This is a genomic window from Leifsonia sp. Leaf264, assembly GCF_001422325.1.
Taxonomy (GTDB): domain Bacteria; phylum Actinomycetota; class Actinomycetes; order Actinomycetales; family Microbacteriaceae; genus Orlajensenia.
Genome location: NZ_LMMR01000001.1, coordinates 747616 through 770386, shown reverse-complemented (window position 1 = coordinate 770386; position 22771 = coordinate 747616). Strand labels below are relative to the sequence as shown.

At 69.7% G+C, this 22771-nt stretch carries 21 protein-coding genes, 1 pseudogene and 1 riboswitch; of the genes and pseudogenes, 13 read left to right on the top strand and 9 right to left on the bottom strand.

The genetic code is table 11. The annotated features are described in order from the left end of the window. Positions 1 to 21 precede the first annotated feature (21 nt). Genes ASF30_RS03580 through ASF30_RS03570 form a run of 3 tightly spaced genes read left to right on the top strand, consistent with a single transcriptional unit; the run spans position 22 to position 2965 of the window. Entirely contained in the window at positions 22 to 1149 is a 1128-nt protein-coding gene (locus ASF30_RS03580) for a type III polyketide synthase (protein ID WP_055901516.1), read from the top strand. Then, positions 1150 to 1854, top strand: a complete 705-nt coding sequence (locus tag ASF30_RS03575) for a class I SAM-dependent methyltransferase (protein WP_235480251.1) — start codon at positions 1150 to 1152, stop codon at positions 1852 to 1854. After that, positions 1847 to 2965 (top strand): FAD-dependent oxidoreductase, encoded by a 1119-nt coding sequence (locus ASF30_RS03570; protein WP_055901513.1) that lies wholly within the window; start codon positions 1847 to 1849, stop codon positions 2963 to 2965. Before ASF30_RS03575 ends, ASF30_RS03570 begins: the two co-directional genes overlap by 8 nt. Before the next feature lie 3 nt (positions 2966 to 2968). Here ASF30_RS03570 and ASF30_RS03565 read toward each other — a convergent pair whose 3' ends face one another. After that, entirely contained in the window at positions 2969 to 3880 is a 912-nt protein-coding gene (locus ASF30_RS03565) for a sulfurtransferase (RefSeq protein WP_055901509.1), read from the bottom strand. A gap of 79 nt (positions 3881 to 3959) precedes the next feature. On the opposite strand from ASF30_RS03565, the gene ASF30_RS03560 reads away from it, so the two are divergent. Then, positions 3960 to 4265, top strand: coding sequence for a hypothetical protein (locus tag ASF30_RS03560; RefSeq protein WP_055901508.1), 306 nt, complete (start codon positions 3960 to 3962; stop codon positions 4263 to 4265). On the opposite strand, the gene ASF30_RS03555 is transcribed toward ASF30_RS03560, so the two are convergent. Then, on the bottom strand, positions 4257 to 5147 hold the full coding sequence (locus ASF30_RS03555) for an aminoglycoside phosphotransferase family protein (RefSeq protein ID WP_200918413.1): 891 nt from the start codon (positions 5145 to 5147) through the stop codon (positions 4257 to 4259). The genes ASF30_RS03560 and ASF30_RS03555 overlap by 9 nt on opposite strands. A 22-nt stretch (positions 5148 to 5169) precedes the next feature. Further along, entirely contained in the window at positions 5170 to 6543 is a 1374-nt protein-coding gene (locus ASF30_RS03550; protein WP_055901502.1) for an L-serine ammonia-lyase, read from the bottom strand. A 117-nt stretch (positions 6544 to 6660) separates the two neighbouring features. On the opposite strand from ASF30_RS03550, the gene ASF30_RS03545 reads away from it, so the two are divergent. Continuing rightward, on the top strand, positions 6661 to 7671 hold the full coding sequence (locus ASF30_RS03545) for an ATP-binding cassette domain-containing protein (protein ID WP_055901499.1): 1011 nt from the start codon (positions 6661 to 6663) through the stop codon (positions 7669 to 7671). Beyond that, a complete protein-coding gene (locus ASF30_RS03540) occupies positions 7668 to 8513 on the top strand; it encodes an ABC transporter permease (protein WP_055901497.1) in 846 nt (281 codons plus the stop codon). Before ASF30_RS03545 ends, ASF30_RS03540 begins: the two co-directional genes overlap by 4 nt. Before the next feature lie 118 nt (positions 8514 to 8631). Here ASF30_RS03540 and ASF30_RS03535 read toward each other — a convergent pair whose 3' ends face one another. After that, positions 8632 to 11862, bottom strand: coding sequence for an ATP-binding protein (locus ASF30_RS03535; RefSeq protein WP_055901495.1), 3231 nt, complete (start codon positions 11860 to 11862; stop codon positions 8632 to 8634). 80 nt (positions 11863 to 11942) lie between these two features. On the opposite strand from ASF30_RS03535, the gene ASF30_RS03530 reads away from it, so the two are divergent. After that, entirely contained in the window at positions 11943 to 12479 is a 537-nt protein-coding gene (locus ASF30_RS03530) for a DUF3060 domain-containing protein (RefSeq protein ID WP_082467415.1), read from the top strand. Between the two features lie 18 nt (positions 12480 to 12497). Here ASF30_RS03530 and ASF30_RS03525 read toward each other — a convergent pair whose 3' ends face one another. Together ASF30_RS03525 and ASF30_RS03520 are read right to left on the bottom strand one after the other, a co-directional pair. Beyond that, a complete protein-coding gene (locus ASF30_RS03525; protein WP_055901490.1) occupies positions 12498 to 13082 on the bottom strand; it encodes a CoA-binding protein in 585 nt (194 codons plus the stop codon). After that, positions 13082 to 14374, bottom strand: a complete 1293-nt coding sequence (locus ASF30_RS03520) for an O-acetylhomoserine aminocarboxypropyltransferase/cysteine synthase family protein (RefSeq protein ID WP_055901487.1) — start codon at positions 14372 to 14374, stop codon at positions 13082 to 13084. The genes ASF30_RS03525 and ASF30_RS03520 overlap by 1 nt, the downstream gene beginning before the upstream one ends. A gap of 77 nt (positions 14375 to 14451) precedes the next feature. Here ASF30_RS03520 and ASF30_RS03515 point away from each other — a divergent pair, with 77 nt between their 5' ends. The 4 genes from ASF30_RS03515 to ASF30_RS03500 all read left to right on the top strand — a co-directional run bounded on the left by ASF30_RS03515 (position 14452) and on the right by ASF30_RS03500 (position 16847). Beyond that, on the top strand, positions 14452 to 15801 hold the full coding sequence (locus ASF30_RS03515; RefSeq protein ID WP_200918411.1) for an MFS transporter: 1350 nt from the start codon (positions 14452 to 14454) through the stop codon (positions 15799 to 15801). Positions 15802 to 15821: 20 nt separating this feature from the next. Then, complete coding sequence (locus ASF30_RS03510; protein WP_055901484.1) at positions 15822 to 16133, top strand: rhodanese-like domain-containing protein; 312 nt, start codon at positions 15822 to 15824, stop codon at positions 16131 to 16133. Further along, complete coding sequence (locus tag ASF30_RS03505) at positions 16130 to 16426, top strand: antibiotic biosynthesis monooxygenase family protein (protein WP_055901482.1); 297 nt, start codon at positions 16130 to 16132, stop codon at positions 16424 to 16426. Before ASF30_RS03510 ends, ASF30_RS03505 begins: the two co-directional genes overlap by 4 nt. A gap of 24 nt (positions 16427 to 16450) precedes the next feature. Then, positions 16451 to 16515, top strand: a riboswitch (guanidine-III (ykkC-III) riboswitch). Positions 16516 to 16529: 14 nt separating this feature from the next. Beyond that, a complete protein-coding gene (locus ASF30_RS03500) occupies positions 16530 to 16847 on the top strand; it encodes a DMT family transporter (protein WP_055901478.1) in 318 nt (105 codons plus the stop codon). A 122-nt stretch (positions 16848 to 16969) separates the two neighbouring features. Here ASF30_RS03500 and ASF30_RS03495 read toward each other — a convergent pair whose 3' ends face one another. From ASF30_RS03495 to ASF30_RS03485, 3 genes are all read right to left on the bottom strand, one after another. Further along, positions 16970 to 18076 carry a fatty acid desaturase family protein gene (locus ASF30_RS03495; RefSeq protein ID WP_235480250.1) on the bottom strand — a complete coding sequence of 369 codons (1107 nt, stop codon included), beginning with the start codon at positions 18074 to 18076 and terminating at the stop codon, positions 16970 to 16972. A gap of 169 nt (positions 18077 to 18245) precedes the next feature. Then, positions 18246 to 19226 carry a YeiH family protein gene (locus ASF30_RS03490; RefSeq protein ID WP_055901475.1) on the bottom strand — a complete coding sequence of 327 codons (981 nt, stop codon included), beginning with the start codon at positions 19224 to 19226 and terminating at the stop codon, positions 18246 to 18248. Between the two features lies 1 nt (position 19227). Further along, complete coding sequence (locus ASF30_RS03485) at positions 19228 to 20901, bottom strand: dolichyl-phosphate-mannose--protein mannosyltransferase (protein WP_055901474.1); 1674 nt, start codon at positions 20899 to 20901, stop codon at positions 19228 to 19230. 62 nt (positions 20902 to 20963) lie between these two features. Here ASF30_RS03485 and rsmI point away from each other — a divergent pair, with 62 nt between their 5' ends. Next, positions 20964 to 21779, top strand: coding sequence for a 16S rRNA (cytidine(1402)-2'-O)-methyltransferase (gene rsmI / locus ASF30_RS03480; RefSeq protein WP_055901471.1), 816 nt, complete (start codon positions 20964 to 20966; stop codon positions 21777 to 21779). A gap of 84 nt (positions 21780 to 21863) precedes the next feature. Beyond that, a pseudogene (locus ASF30_RS22170) lies at positions 21864 to 22748 on the top strand (NADP-dependent oxidoreductase); the annotation flags it as partial. Positions 22749 to 22771: the final 23 nt, after the last annotated feature.

The window sequence follows — 22771 nt, the reverse complement described above, 5'->3', positions numbered from 1 at the left end:
GCGGCGTGCCTAGACTGACCCATGACAGTCACCCTGCGCGGTCTCCGCACCGCAGTTCCTCCGACAGTGCTCATCCAGGAACAGGTGCGTGACGTGTTCGCGGCGCAGCCCGGACTCTCCAGGCTCGCTCAGCGCATAGTGCCGACCTCGTTCAACGTCTCGGGGATCGAGACCCGTCACACCGTGATCGAGGAGCTCACCTTCGACGAGGTCGACGGCGATCGCGAGTTCTTCGACCCGGCGACCGGCGAACTGCTCATGCCGGGTACCAAGGTGCGCAACGAGCTCTACATCCGCGAGGCGACCAAGCTCTACGTGGAGGCCGGTCGGCTTGCGCTCGACGCCCTCGATGACGTGGCGGCATCCGACGTCACGCACGTCATCACCGTCAGCTGCACGGGCTTCTACGCACCGGGGCCCGACTACATGCTCGTGCGCGAACTCGGACTCGACCTGGCCGTGCAGCGCTTCCACCTGGGCTTCATGGGCTGCTACGCCACCATGCCGGCGCTGCGGCTGGCCAAGCAGCTCGTCCAGGCCGACGCCGACGCCGTGGTGCTCGTGGTCACGGCGGAGCTGTGCACTCTGCACCTGCGGTCCTCCAACGATCCCGACACCATCGTGGCGTCGTCGTTGTTCGCCGACGGGGCCGGTGCCGGCATCGTCAGCAACCGGATGCCGGCGCCCGGCGAACTCGCCTTCGGACTCGACCGCTTCGAGACCGTCATCACTCCGGTCGGCGAGGCCGACATGGCCTGGAAGATCGGCGACAACGGCTTCGAGATGATCCTGTCGACCTACGTTCCGCACATCATCGACGAGCACATCGAGAGCGCCATCGCGCCCCTGCTGGCACCCGAGCCTGCTCTCCTCGCCGATCCCGCCGGGGCCGTGGCGCACTGGGCGATCCACCCGGGTGGGCGCAGCATCCTCGACAAGGTGGAGTCGAAGCTCGCGCTCAGCGAGGCGCAATTGGTGCCGGCACGGGAGACCCTGCGCGACTACGGCAACATGTCGAGTGCCACGATCGCCTTCGTGCTGCGCAACATCCTCGACGGCACGACAGCCCCGGGAGACCGCGTGCTCGCGATGGCGTTCGGGCCGGGCCTCACCGTGGAGACGGGCCTGCTCACTGTGCTCGAGGGCTAGGTGGTACCCGACCTGCGGCGGCGCGCCACCGACCTCAGCGAGCTGATGGATGCGCCGGACTGCGACCCGCGGCTGCTGGAGAACACCTACGCGCAGTTCGCCGCCGTCAACGCCGTGTTCTCGGGGTGGCACGGGATCTACCGACGCGGCATCCGTCCGCTGCTGTCGACGACGGTCGTCACGAGGGTGCTCGACGTGGGATCCGGCGGCGGCGACCTGACGCGCGCCCTGGCGCGCTGGGCGGCCCGAGACGGCCTGCGGCTGCGCGTGACGGGCATCGATCCCGACCCGCGGGCCGCCGCCTACGCTGAGGCGCTGCCACCGATGCGCGGAGTGGAGTTCCGCCGTGCCTTCAGCGCGGAACTCGTCAGGGCAGGGGAGCGCTTCGACGTCGTGGTGTCGAACCACCTGCTGCACCATCTCACTGCGGCCGAACTCGGCGGCCTCCTCCTCGACAGCGAGAAGCTCGCCCCCCGGTCCATGCACGCCGACATCACCCGGTCCTTAATTGCATATGCCGGATTCGGCATACTGACGGCGCCCTTCTTCCATGACTCCTACATCCGGTCGGACGGCATGAGATCGGTTCGTCGTTCGTTTACCCCGTCCGAGCTCGATGCGGCGGTTCCGCCGGGCTGGCGGGCCGTGCCCCGGGGACCGTTCGGCTACGTGCTGGAACACGATGCCGGGGTGACGGATGCCTGAGGTCGTCGTGGTCGGAGGCGGTCCGGTCGGGCTGCTGCTGGCCGTCCTGCTGGCGCAGCGGGGCGTCGATGTCGTCGTGCTCGAGGCGCGCGTCGACGGCTCGGCGCATTCGCGGGCCATCGGCATCCACCCGCCGGCTCTGGGCGTGCTCGAGTCGGCCGGCATCGCCGACGACGCCATCGGCAGGGGAGTCCCGATCACGGCCGGCGAGGTGCGCTGCGACGGGCGCATGCTCGGCAGCCTCGACTTCGCCGAGGCCGGTGCGGCGTATCCGTTCGTGCTCTCGCTGCCGCAGCGCGAGACCGAGGCGCTGCTCCGGCACAGGCTGCGCCAGCTCGCCCCCGATGCGGTGCGGCGGGGTGTTCGGGTGACGGGAGTGCTGCAGCGCAGCGACGGCGTCGATGTCGTGCTCGACGACGGGAGTGCTGTCGCCGCGTCGTTCGTGATCGGCGCCGACGGGTCGCGCAGCGTCGTGCGGGCGGCATCCGGGATCCAGTGGCTCGCTCGCGGCGACAGGGTGGACTACGTGATGGCCGACTTCCCCGATGACACGGGTCACGGGGAGAGGGCCCTGCTGTTCTTCGAGCGCGGCGGGGTGGTCGAGTCGTTCCCGCTGCCTCACGGCGAACGCCGATGGGTGGCGATGACCGATCGGGAATGGACGGGCGTCACGTCACAGCAGCTCGCCGAGCTCATCGAGGAGCGCACGGGGATGCGCACGACGCCGGGCCCTGGAGCCGTGAGCGCCTTCTCCGTGCGTCAGCACCTGGCGACGAGCATGGCCGTCGGACGGGTCGCCCTGGTCGGTGACGCCGCTCACGAGATCAGTCCGATCGGCGGACAGGGCATGAACCTGGGCTGGCTCGACGCGCGGATGCTGGCACCCGCCCTGACCGCGGCCCTCGGCGGCGACACCGAATCGCTCGGGCGCTACGACCGGGACCGTCGGCGCTCGGCGGCGATGGCATCACGACAGGCGGCCTTCAACATGGGCATGGGCAAGCCCGTGTCCGGCATGCGACTGGGTGCCCGGAATGCGTTGGTGCGCTCCCTCGCCGTGCCGCCGACGCGTGCCCTGGTGGCGCGGGCGTTCACGATGCGCTGGTTGTGAACCTCAGCCGGCGGCTGCCGTGACCAGCGGAGCGTCGGCATCGGCCGACCACTCGCCCAGCGACCCGTCGTACACGGCGACCGCCGTGCGACCCTCGAGGGTGAGCGCGAGAGCGCCGAGAGTCGCGGCGATGCCCGCGCCGCAGTAGAGGATGACGGGATCCTCGGATGCCGTCGCGGGTGCCAACCGCTCGGCCAACGCGTCTCCGCGCAGGAGGGTGCGGTCCTCGCGCTGGACGAGTCGACCCGATGGCACGTTGACGCTGCCGGGGATGTGTCCGAGCCGCGAACGGGCCCCGGTCTCGCCGGCGAAGTCGCTCGGCGGCAGCGAGCACACGAGGGTCGCTGCGCGCTCCCCGGCGAGGACAGCCTCGACGTCGGCCTTGTCGGCCCAGAACCCGGGGATGGCCGTCGCTTGGAAGGCGGCATCCGGGGTCACCGAACCCGCTGCGACATGCCCGAACTCGAGCGGGCGCTCGCCGGCCCGCCAGTTCGTGAGGCCGCCGTCGAGCACCGAGACGTTCTCGAAGCCGAAGGAGCGGAACAGCCACCACAGGCGCGAGGCCCACTGGCCGATGGAGGTGTCGTAGACGACGACCCTCGAAGCGGTTCCGATGCCGAGACCTGCGACGGCGCTGCTGAACTGCTCGGCGCTGGGGCGGGTGAACGCGAAGCGGCCCGACGGGTCGGAGAACTCCTCGAGCACCTCGGCGAACAGCGCCCCGGGGATGTGGCCCTCCACCAGGTACTGGTCGTAGCCGCTCAACCACGTGCGTCCGCCGGCGGGGGAGGCGACGTCGAGCACCGTCGCGTCGAGCACGACGAGGCCGTCGGTGCCCAGGTGGTCGGCGAGCCACTGCGTCGAGGCGAGCGGAGTGGACGGGGCGAGAAGGCGTGTGCTGTTGTCGTTCGACATGCCGCCACGCTAACCCGGAGCTTCGCGGCTCGCGATCGGGACCGCAACCCTGCGTCACACGTGTCCGTACACTGGGCGCATGACCGAGCAGAACCAGCCGTCCACCACGCCGCCGGCGTGGTTCCGCATCTGGTCGGCCGTGGCCATCGCCGGCGGCATCGTCGCCCTCATCGGCATGATCGCCCTGCTGGTTCCGGCTCCGGCGGCCTCGTTCGGCTGGTTCGCCTATCAGCCCCTCGACCAGAGCGTGTTCCTGCCGTCGATGTCGTTGCTCTCGCCCACGACGATCTGGGGCGCGCTCGCGCTCACCGTCGGGCTGCTGGTCGTGGCGTTCAGTGCCGGCTTCCTCATCGGTCGACGCACGCGGACGACGGCTTCAGACTGACTCCGCCACCTCGCGCAGCATGTGCGCCGAGGTGACGGCCATCTGCGGGAACGTGTCGCGGTAGTAGGCGAGCGCGATTGACGCCTGGGCGATGGCCCAGCCGCGACCTCGCCGCCAGGTGTGGTCGTCGACGCCGAGCACGTCCCGCAGTTCGGCTCGGGCATCCGCCGGCAGGATGCTCCAGGCGGCCAGCAGGTCGCAGGCCGGGTCGCCCACCCCGGCGCAGGCGAAGTCGAGCACGCCGCTGAGCCCGCCTGGCCCGCCGCCAGGGTCGTGCACGAGGAGGTTGCCGCTGAGCAGGTCGCCATGCGTCCAGACTGGAGGGCCCGACCAGGCCGGCGCGTCGAGGGCATCGTCCCAGAGGCGCAGCAGCAGCGGGGTGTCGACGAGATCGGACACCGCCGTGAGGCTCGTCCGTGCAGCGGAATCGAGCCCGTGGAACGAACCGCTGCGGTAGCCGGGCGGCGCATCCGTCGTGTCGATGCGGCGCAGGGCCGTCAGGAGGGCGGCGACGTCCGCGACCAGCGCTGAGGTGCCTGCGGCCTCGATGGCGCCTGGCGTCGGGGTGATACCGGGCAGCCAGGTGAGCACCAGCCAGGGGCACGGGTAGTCGGGGCTCGGAACACCCGCGGCCAGCACCCGGGGAATCGGCACGGCGAGCTCCGCGCCGAGCACCGGCAGCCAGCGGCGCTCGAAGACGATGTCGTCGGCCGCCCGCTCGACGACGGGCAGGCGCACCACCATCTGGTCGCCGAGCCTGAACATGGCGTTGACCGTGCCGGTGGCGAGAGGCGTCACCGGCAGCCGGGCCCAGGCCGGGAACTGCTCGGCGACGAGTCTGCGCACGAGTTTCGCGTCGACGGGGAGTTGGTCGTCGTGCATCCGGCCCTGCGTCATCGCGGGCTCAGCACTCGATGACGTTGACCGCGAGACCCCCGCGACTCGTCTCCTTGTACTTGGTCTTCATGTCGAGGCCGGTCTGGCGCATGGTCTCGATGACGGTGTCGAGGGAGACGATGTGGCTGCCGTCGCCGTGCAGGGCGAGGCGGGCCGCCGAGACGGCGGTCGACGATGCGATGGCGTTGCGCTCGATGCACGGCACCTGTACGAGACCGCCGACAGGGTCGCAGGTGAGGCCGAGATGGTGCTCGATGGCGATCTCGGCTGCGTTCTCGATCTGCTGCGGTGTTCCACCGAGGACCGCGCAGAGGGCTCCGGATGCCATCGCGCACGCCGAGCCGACCTCGGCCTGGCAGCCGCCCTCGGCTCCGGAGATCGACGCATTCGCCTTGACCAGCGAACCGATCACGGCCGCTGTCAACAGGAAGTCGCGGATGCCCTCCTGGGAGGCATCCGGAGTGAAGCGCAGGTAGTAGTGCGCGACGGCCGGGATGATGCCGGCCGCGCCGTTGGTCGGAGCCGTGACGACCCGGCCGCCCGAGGCGTTCTCCTCGTTGACCGCGAGGGCGAAAGCGTGCAGCCATTCGGTCGTGGTGTCGCGGCGGGCCGCATCGCCGCTCTGCTCGTAGGCCTCGAGCTGCGCCCGCACGGCCGATGCTCGGCGCTTGACGCCGAGACCGCCCGGCAGCACGCCGTCGGTCTCGAGGCCGGCGAGCACGCACTGCAGCATCGACGCCCAGATGAGGTCGAGCCCGGCATCCAGGGCCTCGGCCCCGTGCATGGCCTCCTCGTTGGCCCGCGCGATCTGCGCGATGCTCAGCCCGGTCTGCTCGCAGAGGGCGAGCAGCATGGCGGAGGAGGAGAACGGGTACGGCTGGGTGGCCGAGGGCGATGCGGCCGGAGCCGGCTGTTCGCCCTCGCGGCGGATGAACCCGCCGCCGACGGAGTAGTAGGTCTGCTCGGCGACGGGGAGGGCGGCATCCGTTCCCCAGGCCTGCAGGGTCATCGCGTTGGGGTGCGCCGGAAGCCGCGTGAACGGCGCGAAGGAGATGTCGTCCCGGGCGAGCTCGATCTCATGGCTGCCGTTGACGGCGATGGTGGTGTCCCGCCAGCTGCCGTGCACTGCCGCGGGATCGCAGGTCTCGGGTCGGAGTCCTGCGAGTCCGGCGACGATGGCATCGGGGGTGCCGTGGCCGATGCCCGTGGCTCCCAGGGAGCCGTAGAGGGCGCAGGTGATCCTGGTGACCTGCTCGAGCACTCCGTCCGAGGCGAGCGAGTCGGCGAAGTGCAGTGCGGCCCGCATCGGGCCCACCGTGTGGGAACTGGAGGGGCCGATCCCGATCGAGAAGAGGTCGAGGGCCGAGACGTACGCTGTCACGCTCCCAAGGCTACGCGGTGCTGCTGATGCAACGGCCCCGGTGCGCGAGTGAGCAGGCGTGAGCGGCTGTAAGCATCCCGTGATCGCCGTGAAAGCGGCAGGCCGCACCATCGAGACATGACACACACATCACTCACCAGCGACTGGGCCGTCGAGGCCGACGGGCTGGTCAAGACCTTCGGCTCGAATCGCGCCGTCGACGGAGTGGACCTCCGCGTCAAGACGGGCACCGTCTACGGCGTGCTCGGCCCCAACGGCGCCGGCAAGACCACCACCATCAGCATGCTCGCGACCCTGCTGCGGCCCGACGGCGGCAGCGCCCGCATCTTCGGACACGACGTGCAGCGCGAGTCGCAGGTCGTGCGCCAGCTCATCGGCGTCACGGGCCAGTACGCCTCGGTCGACGAGACCCTCTCGGCCACCGAGAACCTCTACCTCTTCTCCAGGCTGCACGGGCTCAGCGGATCGGCCTCGCGTCGCAAGTCCACCGAGTTGCTCGAGGAGTTCGGACTGACGGATGCCGCGAAGCGACCGCTCAAGAACTTCTCCGGTGGCATGCGCCGTCGACTCGACCTCGCCGCGAGCCTCATCTCGCAGCCGCCGCTCATCTTCCTCGACGAGCCGACGACGGGCCTCGACCCGCGTACCCGCATGCAGATGTGGGACACCATCCGTCGCCTCGTGTCCTCGGGCTCGACCGTTCTGCTCACCACGCAGTACCTCGACGAGGCCGATCAGCTCGCCGATCGCATCGCGGTCATCGACCGCGGACGGGTCGTCGCGGAGGGCACGGCCAACGAGCTCAAGGGCTCCGTCGGCGAATCCAGCCTCGAACTGCGCCTGGCCAACCCCGCCGACCTCGACGACGTGCGCGTGGCGATCGAGCGCGTGCTCGGCGTGGCCGCGACGGTCTCCCCGGAGGCCGGTCGCATCACGGCCCCCATGAACAACCCCGACCTCGTGACAGAGCTTCTCCTCACGCTCCGCGACGAGGGCATCCACCTCGCCGAGATGAGCGTGCAGAAGCCGACGCTCGACGAGGTCTTCCTCACCCTCACCGGCCACGGCGTCGAGACCGACGCCGACGACGCCGGCGCATCAGCAGAGCTCGAAGGGAGCCGCGCATGACCACGACAACGCTTTCCCCCAAGGCGACGACCGAGTCGCCGATCGTCCCGGGTGTCCAGCGCACTCTCCGCAACCGCGTCTCGATCCCCGAGACCATCTCGCACACGTTCACGATGGCCTATCGCGGACTGCTCAAGATCAAGCGGACCCCCGAGCAGCTGTTCGACGTGACGCTGCAGCCGATCATCTTCACGGTGATGTTCGTGTACATCTTCGGTGGGGCGATCTCGGGCGACATCCCGAGCTACCTGCCCATCATCATCCCGGGCATCCTCGTGCAGACCGTCATCACGGGCTCCATCGTGACGGGCGTGCAGTTGCGGGAGGACATGGACAAGGGCGTGTTCGACAGGTTCCGGTCGTTGCCCATCGCCCGCATCGCACCGCTCTCGGGAGCACTGCTCGCCGACACCCTGCGCTACGCGATCGCCACCACCATCACGCTGGCCATGGGCTTCCTGATGGGCTTCGAGCCCGGTGGTGGAGCCGGCGGAGTGCTGGTCGCGGGACTGCTCGTGATCGCCTGCGCCTGGGGGCTCAGCTGGATCTTCGCCTTCTTCGGCGTCGTGGCCCGCACCGCCTCGAGCGTGCAGGGCATCTCGATGCTCGTGCTGTTCCCGCTCACCTTCCTGTCGGGTGCCTTCGCTCCGACCGACACCATGCCGGACTGGCTGCAGACCGTCGTGGCCTACAACCCGGTCACCCACCTGGTCGACGCCGCTCGCGAACTCATGAACACCGGCACCTTCGGTGCCGACGCCTGGCTCACCCTGCTCGGTGCTGCCGTGATCGTCGCGATCTTCGCACCGCTCACAGTGAAGGCCTACATGCGCAAGGCGTAGTCCACGCCCCGTCCTTCGTCACCTGAGTCGCCCGTCTTCGTCGCCATGTCGCCCTCCGGGGCCCGTCGTGGCGACGAAGACGGGCGATTCGCCGCGTAGGGAGGGGCGGGGGCTGCGTCTACGGCGTGGAGACCGGCAGCGCGATCAGTGCGTAGGCGCGCGTGGCACGCGTGTCGAGCGGCAGGCTGGCGGCGGCATCCTGCGCCTCGTGCACCCTGTCGACGCCGAACGTCTGCCTGGCCATAGCGAGGTAGGGGGCGAGGTGCAGCGCCGGCAGGTCCTGGCGGGCGTGCATGGCCTCGGCGAGGGCGAACAGTTCGAGGCCCCTGTCGGCGAGCTCGGGCTGCGACATCGCCCAGACCGACCATCCGACGACGGATGCCGCCAGCACGGGCTTGTCGACGTAGTCGGGCCTCGCGCGATGGAGCGCGAGGATGCGGGCACGGAGGCGGGCGGCCCAGCGCGCGATGTCGCCGGCATCCTGGTCACCGTCGATGACGGCCGAGGAGACGCGTGCCGACAGCGTCATGTAGAACCACGGAGAGGCCCGTGACGCCGGAGTGGTGAACGACGCAATCGCGCGCAGGTAGCGCTCGGCGGCGTCCGCCGAACGGCCCTCGATCCTGGCGAGCTCGGCGTGACCGAACTCGCCGACGGAGACCATCTCGAGGCCGTCGTCGATCGTCAGGTCGTTCGTGACCATATCGTCGAAGAGTGCACGGGCGTCGTCGAGCCGGCCGAGGGAGAGCAGGCTGCCGCCGAGGATCCAGTTGATCTGCTGCAGGTCCTGCACCACCTCGAGCTGCACCATCCCGGTACGCGCCCGATCGACCCACACCAGCACCTCGTCGGCGTGAGCCGTCTGGCTGGCCAGCTGCGCGAGGGACATGGCCGCCATGGAGCCGATCCAGATGTCGCCGGAGGTCTGCGACAGGTCGTAGGCGCGGCGTGCTGCCACCCGTGCCGTGTCGGGATCGCCGTCGTTCTCGGCGATCTGCGCCGAGATGATGCTGCCGATCAGGGCGGAGGGGACATCGTCCGACGCCGCCATCCTGGCAAGCAGGGCTGGGGCCCGCTGCATGTCGGGGAACGCCAGCAGGAAGCCCATCGTCGCGGCGATCCACGGCTGGAGGACGAGGTCGCTCCGGCTGATCGTGCGCAGGCGCGACATCGCGCGGAAGCCCTCCCTGTTGCCGATCACGAAGTTGGTGCCGGTGAGCATGATGTACGCGAAGGCGGCGGCGTCGGCGTGCTCGGCATCCGCGGCGTACCCGCCGGTCGCGTCGAGCACGGCCTTGCTGAAGGAGAACACCTCGGTGTGAGCACCGCGCACGCTCCAGTAGTAGCCGAGCAGGGCGAACACGCTCAGCACCATCCGGGCATCCCGCGCCGCGATGGCGTCGCGCAGCACGGCGACGAGGTTGTCCTGTTCCATCGACACGTCGTGGAACATGCCGACCTGACGTGTCCCCATCGCATGGCGCATGGCGCGCATGCTGAACGCCTCGGCCCAGGCGAAGACCGCGTCGCGGGCGGATGTCTCGTCTTCGGCGTCGGCGAGCGCGGCCTGGCCGAACTCGCGCACAGTCTCGAGCATGCGGAATCTCAGGCCACCCGTCGCCGCATCGTCGGTGACGGTGAGCAGCGACTGGGTGACGAGAGCGTCCAGGAGCTCGGCGGCGTCGTCACCGGTCACCCACTGCGCGGCGTCGAGGCCGAAGCCGTCGACGAAGAGCGAGAGCCTGCGGAGGGCGCGCTGCTCCTCGGGGCGCAGGAGGGTCCAGCTCCACTCGATGACGGCCTGGAGGGTGCGATGCCGCTCGGGTGCCGACCTGTCGCCGCTGGTGAGCAGGGTGAAGCGGTTCTCCAGTCGCGCCTCGATCTGCTCGACCGACATCGAGCGCACCCGGGCGGCGGCGAGTTCGATGGCCAGGGGCAGGCCGTCGAGGCGGGTGCAGAGTCTGGCGACGGCGTCGGTGGGCAGAGCCACCGACGGGCGGGCGGCGCGAGCCCGCTCGGTGAACAGGCGCACGGCGGGCCCGGGTTCTCCGGCTGCACCGTGGGCCGGGAGGGATTCCAGCGGATAGGCCTGCTCGGCGCCGATCAGCAGCGGGCTGCGGCTGGTCGCCAGCACGCGCAGGCGCGGCAGGGAGGCCAGCAGGTCGGCCGCCCAGAGGGCTGCGCCCTCGACCACCTGCTCGCAGTTGTCCAGGATGAGCAGGGTGGGGCGCTCGCCGAGCTGGGCGATGATGCGCTCGCGCAGGTCGGGTCGAGGTGTCGTGTCGACGAGTTTCTGACCGGGGGAGACCTCGCGGATGCCGAGGGTCGAGGCCAGCGCGAGGGTGACGTCGGCATCGGTCCTCACGCTGGCGAGTTCCACGAAGACGACGGCCGGCGTCGTGGCGCGGGCGCCGAGCTCCTGCGCCAGGCGGGTCTTCCCGAGGCCGCCGGCGCCGAGCAAGGTCACGAGGCGTGCCTGCTCGAGCAGGCCCTGTACGGCCTCGATGTCGTGTTGCCGTCCGAGCAGCTCGTTGGGGGCGACGCGCAGGCCTATGCGCACCCGGGTGTCGCGCGGCGGCGGCGCGGAGTCCTCCTGCAGGAGGCGGGTGTTCAGTGCCACCAGCTCGGGAGAGGGGGAGGAGCCGAATTCGTCGCGCAGCAGGGTGCGGAACGCGGCGAAGGCTGCGATCGCCTCCTGCCTCCTGCCCAGCGCTGACAGGGCGCGCAGACGGACGAGCTGCAGGTTCTCGGCGAAGGGATGCGCCTCGATGAGGTACTCGAGGTCGCTGATCGCCCGCTCGGGCTGTCCGGCCTCCACGAGGCAGCGGGCGCGGGTCTCGAGCAGACCGCTGCGGGCGGCTGCGGCCTCGTCCATGAGCTGGGCGCGCACGGGAGAGTCCGGCAGTTCGGCGCCGGGCTCGCCGCGCCACAACGCGAGGGCCCGGTCGAGCAGGGCGACGGCCGCGAGGGGATCGTCAGTTGCGACGGACGTGGCCTCGCGGCCGAGCAGGCGCGCCTGGCCGACGTCGGTCTGATCATCGTGCACGGCCAGGGCGTAGCCTCTGGCCGTCGAGACGACGAGTCCCTCGGCGGCGACGGCGCGCAGGCGGGAGACGAGGGTCTGCAGCGCGGCCTTCGCGTTGCGGGGCAGCTCGTCGCCCCACAGTTCGTCGGCGATGGTCTCCACGCTCACGGCGCTGCCGGCCGGACGCCCGGGATCTCCGACCAGGACTGCCACGAGTGCCTTGGCGAGAGCGCCGGGCGGCTCGATCGATCGGCCGTCGCGGCCGTCGATGAGCACGGGTCCGAGAACCGCGACCCGCGGTGTCTCAGCGAGGGCTTTCAGCACTCTGCCGAGCTTACTTGGCAGGGTGTGCCGACGAGCGCAAGGGCCAGCGCCAGCCCGCACGCTCTGCGTAGGGTGAACGGATGCGTCTGCTCAGGATTCCGTTGATCGCCGCCGCCCTCCTCCTCGGCCTGACCGGGTGCGCGCCGGGCACCGGTGGCAGTCCGCTCGACCCGGCCGGCGAGCCGGTCGCTCCCGCCGCACCGAGCGGCCAGGCGTCCGCTGATGCCGATCAGCGCTGCGCGGACGGAGCGCCGCTCGAACTCGACGGGCAGGGACTCGAGTTCCACGTCACCGGAGACTGTGGGGCCGTGAGCGTGCGCGGCCAGGACCTCGAGATCGAGCTCGAGTCCGCCGCCTCGATCCTCATCGAGGGCCAGCGCAACGATGTCGAGGCGCGCGCCGACATCGGCAGCCTCGAGATCCGCGGCGACGACAACGACGTCTCCTCCGATGACGGCATCGGGTCGGTGTCGATCAGCGGTCAGTCGAACGAGGTCGAGGCTCCGACGATCGGGTCCGTGGCGATCCAGGGCGGAGCCAACGTCATCGAGTCCGACAACGAACCGGCGGGGGCCACGGACGCGACCGGCGACAACGTGGTGAAGCGCCGCGACTGACGACGGCGCAGAGGTCGGCTAGCGCCCGACGGCGCCGCGGCGGCTCGAGATCTGGCCGGTGTCGAAGCCGAGCAGGTGCAGTCCGCCGCCGAAACGGGCGTGCTCCACCTTGATGCACCGGTCCATCACGACGGTCAGGCCACGGGCCTCACCCTCGTAGGCGGCATCCTGGTTCCAGATGCCCAGCTGCACCCAGATGGTCTTCGCCCCCACGGCGACGACGTCGTCGATGACGCTCGGGATGTCGCTGCCGCGGCGGAACACCACGACGATGTCGGGAACCTCGGGAAGCGACGCCAGGTCGGGATAGACCTTATCGCCGAGGATCTCGGAGGCGTTCGGGTTCACGAAGTACAGGCGATAGTCGCTGGACTGCTGCAGGTAGGTGCCGACGAAGAAGCTCGAACGGGCGGGATTCGGCGATGCTCCGACGATGGCGACGCTCTTCGCGGCGCGCAGGATCCTCAGTCGCTCCTTGGCGTCGGGCCCGACCCACGTGCGCTGCGACTTGAGCAGCTTCGCGAGCGGGGAACTGGCCGGAAGGTCGCAGCTCAGTCCGTTGACGAGGCGGACGGTCTCGGTGTCTTCGACGACGGTGCTCATCACTTGCCTTCCGTAGCAGCGGTCAGTGCCTGGTCCAGATCGTAGATGATGTCATCGACATCCTCGATGCCGACGCTGATGCGCACGATGCCGGGGAGCACACCGGCATCCACCAGCTGCTGCTCGGTCAACTGCGCGTGAGTGGTCGATGCCGGGTGGATGATCAGCGTCTTGGCGTCACCGATGTTCGCCACGTGGCTGGCCAGGTTCACGCCCTCGATGAGCTTCTGGCCCACGGCGCGACCGCCCTTGACCTCGAAGCTGAACACCGAGCCCGGCCCCTTGGGCAGGTACTTGAGGGCCCGGTCGTGGTGCGGATGCGCCGCGAGGCCCGCCCAGTTGACGGCCTCGATACGCGGGTCGGCGTCGAGCCACTCGGCGACGGTGCGCGCGTTGTCGACGTGGGCCTGCACCCGGTAGGGCAGGGTCTCCACGCCCTGAGCCAGCTGGAAGGCGGCCTGCGCCGACAGCGACGGCCCGATGTCGCGCAATTGCTCGGCGCGCAGGCGCGTGAGGAACGCGTACTCGCCGAAGTTGCCCGACCACTCCAGTCCGCCGTAGCTCGGCACGGGCTGGCCGAACAACGGGAACTTGTCGCTGTGCCAGTGGAAGCGTCCGCTCTCGACGACGACGCCGCCGAGGGTGGTGCCGTGTCCGCCGAGGAACTTGGTGGCCGAGTGGGTGACGACATCCGCGCCCCACTCGATCGGACGGTTGAGGTAGGGGGTCGCGATGGTGGAGTCGACGATGAACGGGATGCCGTGGGCGTGAGCGACGTCCGCGAGGCCCTCGAGGTCGGCGATCTCGCCCGACGGGTTGGCGATGGTCTCGGCGAACAGCACCTTGGTCTTCTCGGTGATGGCCGCTGCGTAGTCGGCGGGATCCGAGGACTGCACGAAGGTGGTCTCGACGCCGAAGCGGCGCAGGGTCACGTCGAGCTGGGTGATCGAGCCGCCGTAGAGATTGGCGGAGGCGACGATGTGGTCGCCGGCGCCGACGAGGCTGGCGAAGGTGATGTACTGCGCGGAGAGTCCCGACGCCGTCGCCACGGCGCCGAGGCCGCCCTCGAGGCTGGCCACGCGCTCCTCGAAGCTCGCCACAGTCGGGTTGGCCAGGCGGGAGTAGATGTTGCCGTACTTCTGCAGCGCGAATCGGGCCGCGGCATCCGCCGTGTCATCGAACACGAACGCCGTGGACTGGTAGATGGGCAGGGCCCGTGCACCGGTCACTGCGTCGGGGATGTTGCCTGCGTGGATTGCACGCGTCTTGAAGCCGTACTCGCGATCTGCCATGCGGGCAACGCTACCGGTGGACTGATGCACGATTCCGTGCGCGGCGTAACGCGCCGAAACGCATACGATCGAATGCAGTGACCGTACCCGAGCAAGCCCCAGCCGCCCAGCGGCGTCGCTTCGTCGACCTCGCGCCGCTGAAGGAGTCCCCGGCCTTCGCCAGGCTCTGGATCGGTGCAGCGGTCTCCGGCATCGGGGCGCAGCTCACCATCGTGGCCGTCGGACTGCAGATCTACGACATCACGGCCTCCACCCTGGCGGTCGCCCTCGTCGGCGGCATCGCCCTCGTCCCGATGATCGTCGCCGGCCTCTGGGGCGGCATGCTCGCCGACGCCTTCGACCGCCGTATCGTCCTGATCATCTCCGCGCTCACCGGCTGGCTCGCCACCATCGCGCTGGTGGTGCTGTCGCTGGCGGATGCCGTGCTGGCGGCATCCGGAACCCGCGTGGAGGTGTGGCCGTTCTACGTCTTCACGACGCTGAACGCCATCGCTGCCACGATCACCGGAGCCACGCGCTTCTCGGTCTACCCGCGCATCCTCCCCGAGCACCTGGTGTCGAGGGCCAGCGCCCTGAACGGCATCTCCTCGGGGTTGCAGCTGACGGTGGGACCGGCGCTCGCCGGCGTGCTCGTCGCCCTCGCCGGCTTCCCGATCACCTTCGCCGTCGACGCCGTGCTGTTCACAGCGGGTTTCCTCGGCATCCTCTCGCTGCCGAAGCTGCCGCCGCTGACGCACACGGTGCGACCCGGCCTGCAGTCGCTGCGGGACGGCTACGCCTTCCTCCGCCGGGCGCCCAACATCCGGATGAGCTTCCTCGTCGACATCGTGGCCATGTCGTTCGGCCGCCCGTTCGTGCTGCTGCCGGCCGTCGGCGCCGTCGTGATCGGCGGGGGACCCGTGACCGTCGGCATCCTCACGGCCGCCGCCGCCCTCGGCACCTTCGCCACCGGGCTGTTCAGCGGCCCCGTCGCCCATGTGCACCGCTACGGGATCGCGATCGGGCGGGCCATCACCGTCTACGGCGGCTTCATCCTCCTGTTCGGGCTCGTCATCGCCGCGATGCAGACGGGCTGGTTCGGACCCGTCGGGCCGACCATGGGCGAGGTCAACTGGGTCGCGCTGGTCATAGCGGGCATCGCGCTCGCGGGTACTGGAGCCTCCGACGAGGTGAGCGCCATCTTCCGCTCGACGATCCTGCTCACGGCCGCCCCCGACGAGATGCGCGGCCGACTGCAGGGCGTCTTCACCGTCGTGGTCACCGGTGGCCCGCGCATCGGCGACCTCTACGCCGGCATCCTCGCATCGCTGGTGGCGCTCTGGTTCCCGCCCGTGCTCGGCGGGCTGCTCATCATGGCGATCATCGGCGTGCTCCTGCGCATGACACCGGGCTTCAGGGCCTACGACGCCCGCAACCCGACGCTGTAGCCGGCGGTAGATTCGAGTCCATGGAATCGATCACCCCTGCAGAGCTCTCCGCCCTCGACATCGCGGGCTCGATCATCGACGTGCGCGAGGTCGACGAGGTGGCCGGCGTTCGCATCCCCGGCTCCGTCAACATCCCGATGAGCGCCTTCATGGATCGCCTCGAGGAGGTGCCGCTCGACGAGACCGTCTACATCGTGTGCGCCGTGGGAGGGCGCAGCTCCCAGGTGACGAACTACCTCGACCAGCGCGGGTACGACGTCGTCAACGTCGACGGCGGGATCGTCGGCTGGGAACGAGCCGGTCTCGCCGTCGAGCACGGACCGGCCGCATGATCCTCGAGCACGTCGTGCTCCCGGTGACCCCGGGGCGAGAGCGGGAGTTCGAGGAGGCCTTCGCCGAGGCGCGCACCATCATCGAGCTGATGCCCGGATTCCAACGCCTCTCGCTGTCGCGCGGGATCGAGTCGCCATCGTCGTACCTGCTGCTCGTGCACTGGGACTCGGTCGAGGCGCACGAGGTGGGGTTCCGCGGCTCGCCGGAGTACCGCCGCTGGGCCTCGCTGCTGCATCCGTTCTACGATCCCTTCCCCGTCGTCGAGCACTTCGCCGAGGTGCACAGGGCCTGATCAGGGGCCGTTGCTATCCTGATACCAGGCCGCACGACAGCAGCCCCGGACGAGGGATCAGTACCCGGAACGCGACAAGACTGACCACAGGAGTGGATCAGTCATGGCATGGATCGTTCTCGTCGCGTCCGGAATCCTCGAGGCCGTCTGGGCCACGGCGCTCGGCAAGTCTGAGGGCTTCACGAGGCTCTGGCCGTCGGTGGTCTTCGGCGTCTCGCTCATCGCCAGCATGGGTGGCCTCGCCCTCGCGATGCGCAGTATCCCCATCGGAACGGCCTACGCCGTGTGGGTGGGCATCGGGGCGGCGCTCACCGTCGGCTGGTCGATGATCTCCGGCGACGCCTCGGTGTCGTGGGTGAAGCTGGCGCTCATCATCGGCCTGGTCGGCTGCGTGGTCGGGCTGAAACTGGTCGACCACTGACGTCGACCGACTGACGGCCGGGCTGCACCGAACGGGACAGGCAGCACCGAACGGAACAGGCCGGATGGGCTGGTCCCGAGGGAGCCAGCCGATCCGGCCTGTCGTGGTGCGAGCGGATGCCGCTAGTGCGTGCGGAACCGTGCCGTCATCGGGCAGTCGAACGGATCACGTGCCGAGAGGCCGACCCTGTTGAGGTAGTCGACGACGATCGCGTAGCTCTGCACGAGGCCGGTCTCCGTGTAGAGGATGTTGTGGTCGCGGCAGTACTCGCGCACGATCTCCCCGGCCTTGGCCAGGTGCGGGCGCGGCATGTTCGGGAACAGGTGGTGCTCGATCTGGTAGTTGAGGCCACCCATGAAGGTGAGCATGCGCCAGTCGCCACGGATGTTGCGCGAGGTGAGCACCTGGCGACGCAGGAAGTCGACCTTGCTGTCGTGGGCGAGCTGCGGCATGCCCTTGTGGTTGGGAGCGAACGAAGCCCCCATGTAGATGCCGAAGACGGCGAGCTGCACTCCGATGAAGGCGAAGGCCATTCCGAGCGGCAGGAAGTAGAAGATGACGGCGACGTAGGCGACCAGTCGCGTGACGAGCATGGAGATCTCGAGCCAGCGCTTGTCGACCTTGCCGCGTCCCATGACAGTGCGGAGGCCGTGGAGGTGCAGGTTGAAGCCCTCGAGCATGAGCATCGGGAAGAAGAACCAGCCCTGCTTGCGCGTGACGACGGCCTGCAGGCGGCCCACCTTGGCCGCTTCGGCCGGCTGGAAGACGATGAAGTCGTTGTCGATGTCGGGATCCTTGCCCACGACGTTCGGGTTCGCGTGGTGACGCGAGTGCTTCGTCATCCACCAGGAGTAGCTGATGCCGACGAAGGCGTTCGCCAGGATGCGTCCGGCGGTGTCGTTGGCCTTGCCGGACTCGAACACCTGGCGGTGCGATGCCTCGTGCGCCAGGAACGCGAACTGGGTGAGGATGATGCCGAGCGCGCCGGCCATGAGCAGCTGGTACCAGGTGTCACCGAGCAGGATGAAGCCTGTGACGGCGCCGCCGAGTGCTGCGAGCAGGATGGCGAAGACCATCCAGTAGAAGCCGGTGCGGCGGCGCAGGAGCCCGAGGTTGCGCACTGTGTGCAGCAGCGCCGAGTACTCGGTGGTCGGATTGGCACGATCCCCGCCGGGCTTGGTTCTGATGATGCGGACCCCGGTGGAGGGTGCGACAACGGCTTCTGACACGTGTCTGCCTTCGATCGGTGTGACTTCCCAGTCGAAAAGATGAGGCAGGTGCCGCGCATCGCGGGTGGATCCCCAGCGATCGGATGCCCCCCAGCGTAGGGGAGAAGGCTGGGGATTGCCCGGTTATTTCCGCGGATCGCATGCCGTGGCGGGCATATGCCAGGCGGTATCAGGGCAGCAGCACGGCGCCGTAGGCGAGCACGGCGATGAGGGCCCAGGAGGTCAGCCCCACCACGAGGGCGCGCCATCCCGTCCGGGCCAGCTCGGCGACCCGGATCGACGCTCCGAGCGCGAACAGCGCCATCGCCAGCAACGTCGTCTGGGCGATATCGGCCACGTCGAGGACGACATCCGGAACCGGCAGGACCGTGCGCACCAGCACGGCGCCGAGAAATCCCAGGACGAATAGCGGCACGATGGCGGGGCGTGGCCCGGAGGCATCCGTCGATCGGCGGCGTTCGACGACGGCCGTGACGGCCACCATGGGCGCGAGCAGGAGGACGCGGGTGAGCTTGACGACGACGGCGACGGCCAGCGCGGCCGGCCCGGCGATCTGCGCCGTCGCCACGACCTGTCCGACATCGTGCACGCCGGCGCCGACCCAGTGGCCGAACTGCAGGTCGCTGAGGCCGAGCGGATGCCACAGCAGGGGGAGCACGGCGATGGCGAGCGTTCCGCACAGCGTCACGAGCGCTATCGGCGTCGCCTGCTCGTCGTCTCGCGCCTTCACGACACCGCCCATCGCGCCGATGGCGGAGGCGCCGCAGATGGAGAAGCCGCTCGCCACCAGCAGCGGCTGGTGGCCCGGCAGGCCCATGGCCCGCCCCAGCCAGAGCGTTCCGGCGAAGGTGACGACCACGATGAGCACGGTCGTCGCGATCGTGAGAGCTCCGAGCCCGGCGATGTCGCCGAGGCTGAGCTTGAGGCCGAGCAGCACGATGCCCACGCGCAGCAGCCGACGCGCGGCGATCCGCAGGCCCGGGGCGAGCACGCCGTCGAGGAGACCCCTCGCTCCGGGGAGCTGACCGACGACGATGCCCAGGGCGACGGCAGCCGTGAGCAGTGGCACGGCGGGCAGGAGCGCGTGCACGCCCCACGCGAGGAGGGCGGCTGCGCCAGCGACCAGCAGGCCGGGCAGCAGGCGGGTCACGTCAGCGCCAGCTCGGAAGCCAGATGTGCAGCTGCCAGTACCAGAACGGGATGCGCTCACCGGTCCACAGCGGCCAGAAGAACACCGACACCAGGACGGCCACGGTGAGGAACACCGCGACGACGCCGATGCCGCGTTGTCGTCGCCAGGTGACGTCGTCGGGTTGGCCGAGGATCAGCGCGATGACCGCGGTCAGCGCGAGCATCAGGTAGGGCTCGAAGGCGATCGTGTAGAACTGGAACACCGTGCGGTTGGCGTAGAGCAGCCAGGGCAGGTAGCCGGCGGCGAGTCCCATGAGGATGAGGCCCACCCGCCATTCGCGGTACCGGGCGAGCCTGTAGACGAGGTAGAAGGCCGCCGCCGTCGCCGCCCACCAGATGATCGGGTTGCCGAGCGAGGTGATGGCGTCGGAGCACGAGTCGACGGGGCATCCGTTCTCCGACGTCGTCCCGAGGTAGTACATGCTCGTCGGGCGGATCATGAAGAGCCAGGTGAACGGATTGGCCTGGTACGGATGCGGCGTGGCCAGCGAGATGTTCCATTGGTACGCCGCCGCCTCGTAGTGCCAGAAGCTCTGCAGCGAATGCGGCACCCAGGCGAGCGCGCCGGTCCAGGCGTTGCCGGCCTCGTCGGCCCAGTGCCGGTAGTAGCCCGTGGCCGTGGCGAACCAGCCCGTCCAGGCCGCGAAGTAGGTGACCACTGCGATGGGCACCATCAGCAGGAAGGAGATCGGACCCTGCTTGAGCAGTGCGCCTGTGGCCCAGAAGGTGATGCCGGCCCGACGCCGCGCGAGCATGTCGACGACGATCACGTACAGGCCGAAGCCGGCGAGGAAGTACAGGCCGGACCACTTGACGCTGCTGGCGAGCCCGAAGGCGAGTCCGGCGGCGAGCAGCCAGGGCCGCCACCACAGTGCAGGACCCCAACTGCCGGCATCCGGGTCCGAGGCCCGACGCCGGTCGAGCCACAGCGTGAGTCGCCGCTCGTTCCAATCGCGGTCGAGCAGGATGGCGCCGAACCCGAGCAGGGCGAAGAACATGATCGAGTTGTCGAGGATGGCCACCCGCGACATCACGATCGCGTGGCCGTCGATCGCCAACAGGAACCCGGCGATGACGCCGATGAGGGTGGAACCGCGGAACAGCCTGCGGGCGATGACCGTGATCAGCAGAACAGCGAGGATGCCGACGATGGCCGTGCTGATGCGCCATCCGAAACTGTCGCCGGCGCCGAAGACGGCGAGCCCGAGGGCGATGATCCACTTGCCGAGGGGCGGATGCACGACGTAGGAGCCGTCGGAGTTGTAGATGTCGGTGTCGCCGGCGTTGAATCGCGCGTCAGCGTCGTCGGGCCAGGTGCTCTCGACGCCGTTGCGGAGCAGGGTGTAGGCGTCCTTGACGTAGAAGGTCTCGTCGAAGACGAGACTGTGCGGGTTGCCCAGGTTCCAGAGTCGCAGCACGGCGGCGAGCAGCGTGACGGCGATGGGGCCGCCCCAGTACCAGAGCCGCAGTCGCAGGGGCGTGGACAGCATCCGTCCCCACCAGGCGTCGAGGCGCGTGCCGCGGGGTTCGTCGACGTCGTCCCGACTGTCGTCGGCCTCGAATCCGTCGTGTCCGTCGTCGCCGGGGCCGTCGATGATGTCGTCGATGGCGATCTTCGGGGCGTCGACACTCATGGCGCAATGCTAAACGAGCGCGAGGGGCCCTCGGGCACGCCACGGTGCGAGAGACTGGGGGCATGATCATCCTGGCGGGCACCCCCATCGGCAACCTCGGGGATGCATCCGCCCGGCTCATCGAGGCTCTCCGCACGGCAGAGGTCATCGCCGCGGAGGACACCAGGGTGACGCAGAGGCTGCTCGCCGCCCTGCACGTCGAGAATCGGCCGCGCCTGATCCCGCTGCACGACCACAACGAGAGGCTGAAGGCCGCCGAGCTCGTCGAGCTCGGACGCGACGCCGACCTGCTCGTGCTGAGCGATGCCGGCATGCCGACGGTCTCAGACCCCGGATTCCACCTCGTCGAGACCGCCGCGGCGGCCGGCGTTCAGGTCACTGTGATCCCGGGTCCGAGTGCCGTGCTGGCGGCGCTCGCCGTCTCGGGGCTCCCGACCGACCGGTTCACCTTCGAGGGCTTCCTCCCGCGCAAGCACGGAGACCGCACCTCCACGTTCCGCGAGCTCATCGACGAACGCCGCACCATGGTGTTCTTCGAGTCGCCGAACCGGCTGGCCGCCGCTCTCACCGACCTCGGCGCCGTCTTCGGCGACGACCGCACCGTCGTCGTCTGCCGCGAGCTCACGAAGTTCTACGAGGAGGTGCGGCGGGGGTCGGCCTCCGAGCTGGCGGCCTGGGCCGCTGAGGGCGTGAAGGGCGAGATCTGCATCGTCGTGGCCGGGGCCCCCAAGCGGGTGCACAGCCTCGAGGACGGCATCCGTCAGGTGCAGGCCCTGGTCGCTGCGGGCGAGCGGATGAAGGATGCGACGGCATCGGTCGCGCTCAGCACCGGCCTCGGCAAGCGCGAGCTGTACGAGGGCGCGCTGGCTGCTCGCTAACCGAGTTAGCGATTCACCGCCCATTCCCAGCCCGCCGGGAGGACGCTGGGGAGAGGTCCACCACCTGATCCACGGAGGTGCGCGATGGTGCGAGCAGTTCGTTTCTCAGAGTTCGGCGGACCGGAGGTTCTCGAGGTCGTCGACATCGAGATGCCGGTCCCGGGCGTCGGTGAGGTGCTCGTGCAGGTCGTCGCCGCCGGCACCAATCCCGTCGAGAGCGCCATCAGGTCCGGAGCGGCTCCAGAGCGCTGGCCCGTCGTCTTCCCCGAAGGGCAGGGCCGGGACCTGGCCGGCATCGTGGCTGGGGTCGGACCGGGTGTCACCGAGTTCGCCGTCGGAGACGAGGTCATGGGCTTCGTGGCGCGCGGTTCGCACGCCACCCACGTCGCCGTGCCGGTCTCGCAACTCGCCGTCAAGCCTCGCAGCGTGCCGTGGGAGACCGCCGGCAGCCTCTACGTCGCCGGAACGACGGCCCTCGACGCACTCCAGGACACCGCCGTCGGGGCTGGCGACACCGTCGTCGTCACCTCGGCGGCCGGCGGTGTCGGCTGCCTCGTCGTGCAGCTCGCCGTGCGCAGGGGTGCCAGGGTGATCGGAACCGCGGCAGCGCGCAACGCCGACTACCTGCGGCAGATCGGGGCCACGCCGATCGAGTACGGACCCGACCTCGCCGACCGCATCCGTGCCGTCGCCCCTGACGGGGTGGACGCCTTCATCGACTTCCTCGGCGACGGGGTCGCTGCAGCCGTCGAGCTGGGCGTTCCGTTGGGACGCATCAGCACAGTGCTCGACTGGCGCGCCGTCGACGAGTACGGCGTGCAGCGTGCGACCGCCGGCAGCGTTCGCGAACTCCTCGTCGTCGCCGAACTCATGGAGCAGCACGCCGTGCGGATGCCCATCGCCGACGTGTTCTCACTCGAGGATGTCGCCGACGCTTACCGCAGGCTCGACCGTCGGGAGTCCGTCGGCAAGATCGTCATCGGCATGAACGT

Excerpts from the sequence above, each read along its gene's own strand:
- ASF30_RS03520 (WP_055901487.1), bottom strand. The coding sequence starts at position 14,374 with ATGGCAGATCGCGAGTACGGCTTCAAGACGCGTGCAATCCACGCAGGC.
- ASF30_RS03540 (WP_055901497.1), top strand. The coding sequence starts at position 7,668 with ATGACCACGACAACGCTTTCCCCCAAGGCGACGACCGAGTCGCCGATC.
- ASF30_RS03525 (WP_055901490.1), bottom strand. The coding sequence starts at position 13,082 with ATGAGCACCGTCGTCGAAGACACCGAGACCGTCCGCCTCGTCAACGGA.
- ASF30_RS03505 (WP_055901482.1), top strand. The coding sequence starts at position 16,130 with ATGATCCTCGAGCACGTCGTGCTCCCGGTGACCCCGGGGCGAGAGCGG.
- ASF30_RS03560 (WP_055901508.1), top strand. The coding sequence starts at position 3,960 with ATGACCGAGCAGAACCAGCCGTCCACCACGCCGCCGGCGTGGTTCCGC.
- ASF30_RS03555 (WP_200918413.1), bottom strand. The coding sequence starts at position 5,147 with ATGCACGACGACCAACTCCCCGTCGACGCGAAACTCGTGCGCAGACTC.
- ASF30_RS03510 (WP_055901484.1), top strand. The coding sequence starts at position 15,822 with ATGGAATCGATCACCCCTGCAGAGCTCTCCGCCCTCGACATCGCGGGC.
- ASF30_RS03485 (WP_055901474.1), bottom strand. The coding sequence starts at position 20,901 with ATGAGTGTCGACGCCCCGAAGATCGCCATCGACGACATCATCGACGGC.
- ASF30_RS03530 (WP_082467415.1), top strand. The coding sequence starts at position 11,943 with ATGCGTCTGCTCAGGATTCCGTTGATCGCCGCCGCCCTCCTCCTCGGC.
- ASF30_RS03500 (WP_055901478.1), top strand. The coding sequence starts at position 16,530 with ATGGCATGGATCGTTCTCGTCGCGTCCGGAATCCTCGAGGCCGTCTGG.
- rsmI (WP_055901471.1), top strand. The coding sequence starts at position 20,964 with ATGATCATCCTGGCGGGCACCCCCATCGGCAACCTCGGGGATGCATCC.
- ASF30_RS03580 (WP_055901516.1), top strand. The coding sequence starts at position 22 with ATGACAGTCACCCTGCGCGGTCTCCGCACCGCAGTTCCTCCGACAGTG.
- ASF30_RS03570 (WP_055901513.1), top strand. The coding sequence starts at position 1,847 with ATGCCTGAGGTCGTCGTGGTCGGAGGCGGTCCGGTCGGGCTGCTGCTG.
- ASF30_RS03545 (WP_055901499.1), top strand. The coding sequence starts at position 6,661 with ATGACACACACATCACTCACCAGCGACTGGGCCGTCGAGGCCGACGGG.
- ASF30_RS03565 (WP_055901509.1), bottom strand. The coding sequence starts at position 3,880 with ATGTCGAACGACAACAGCACACGCCTTCTCGCCCCGTCCACTCCGCTC.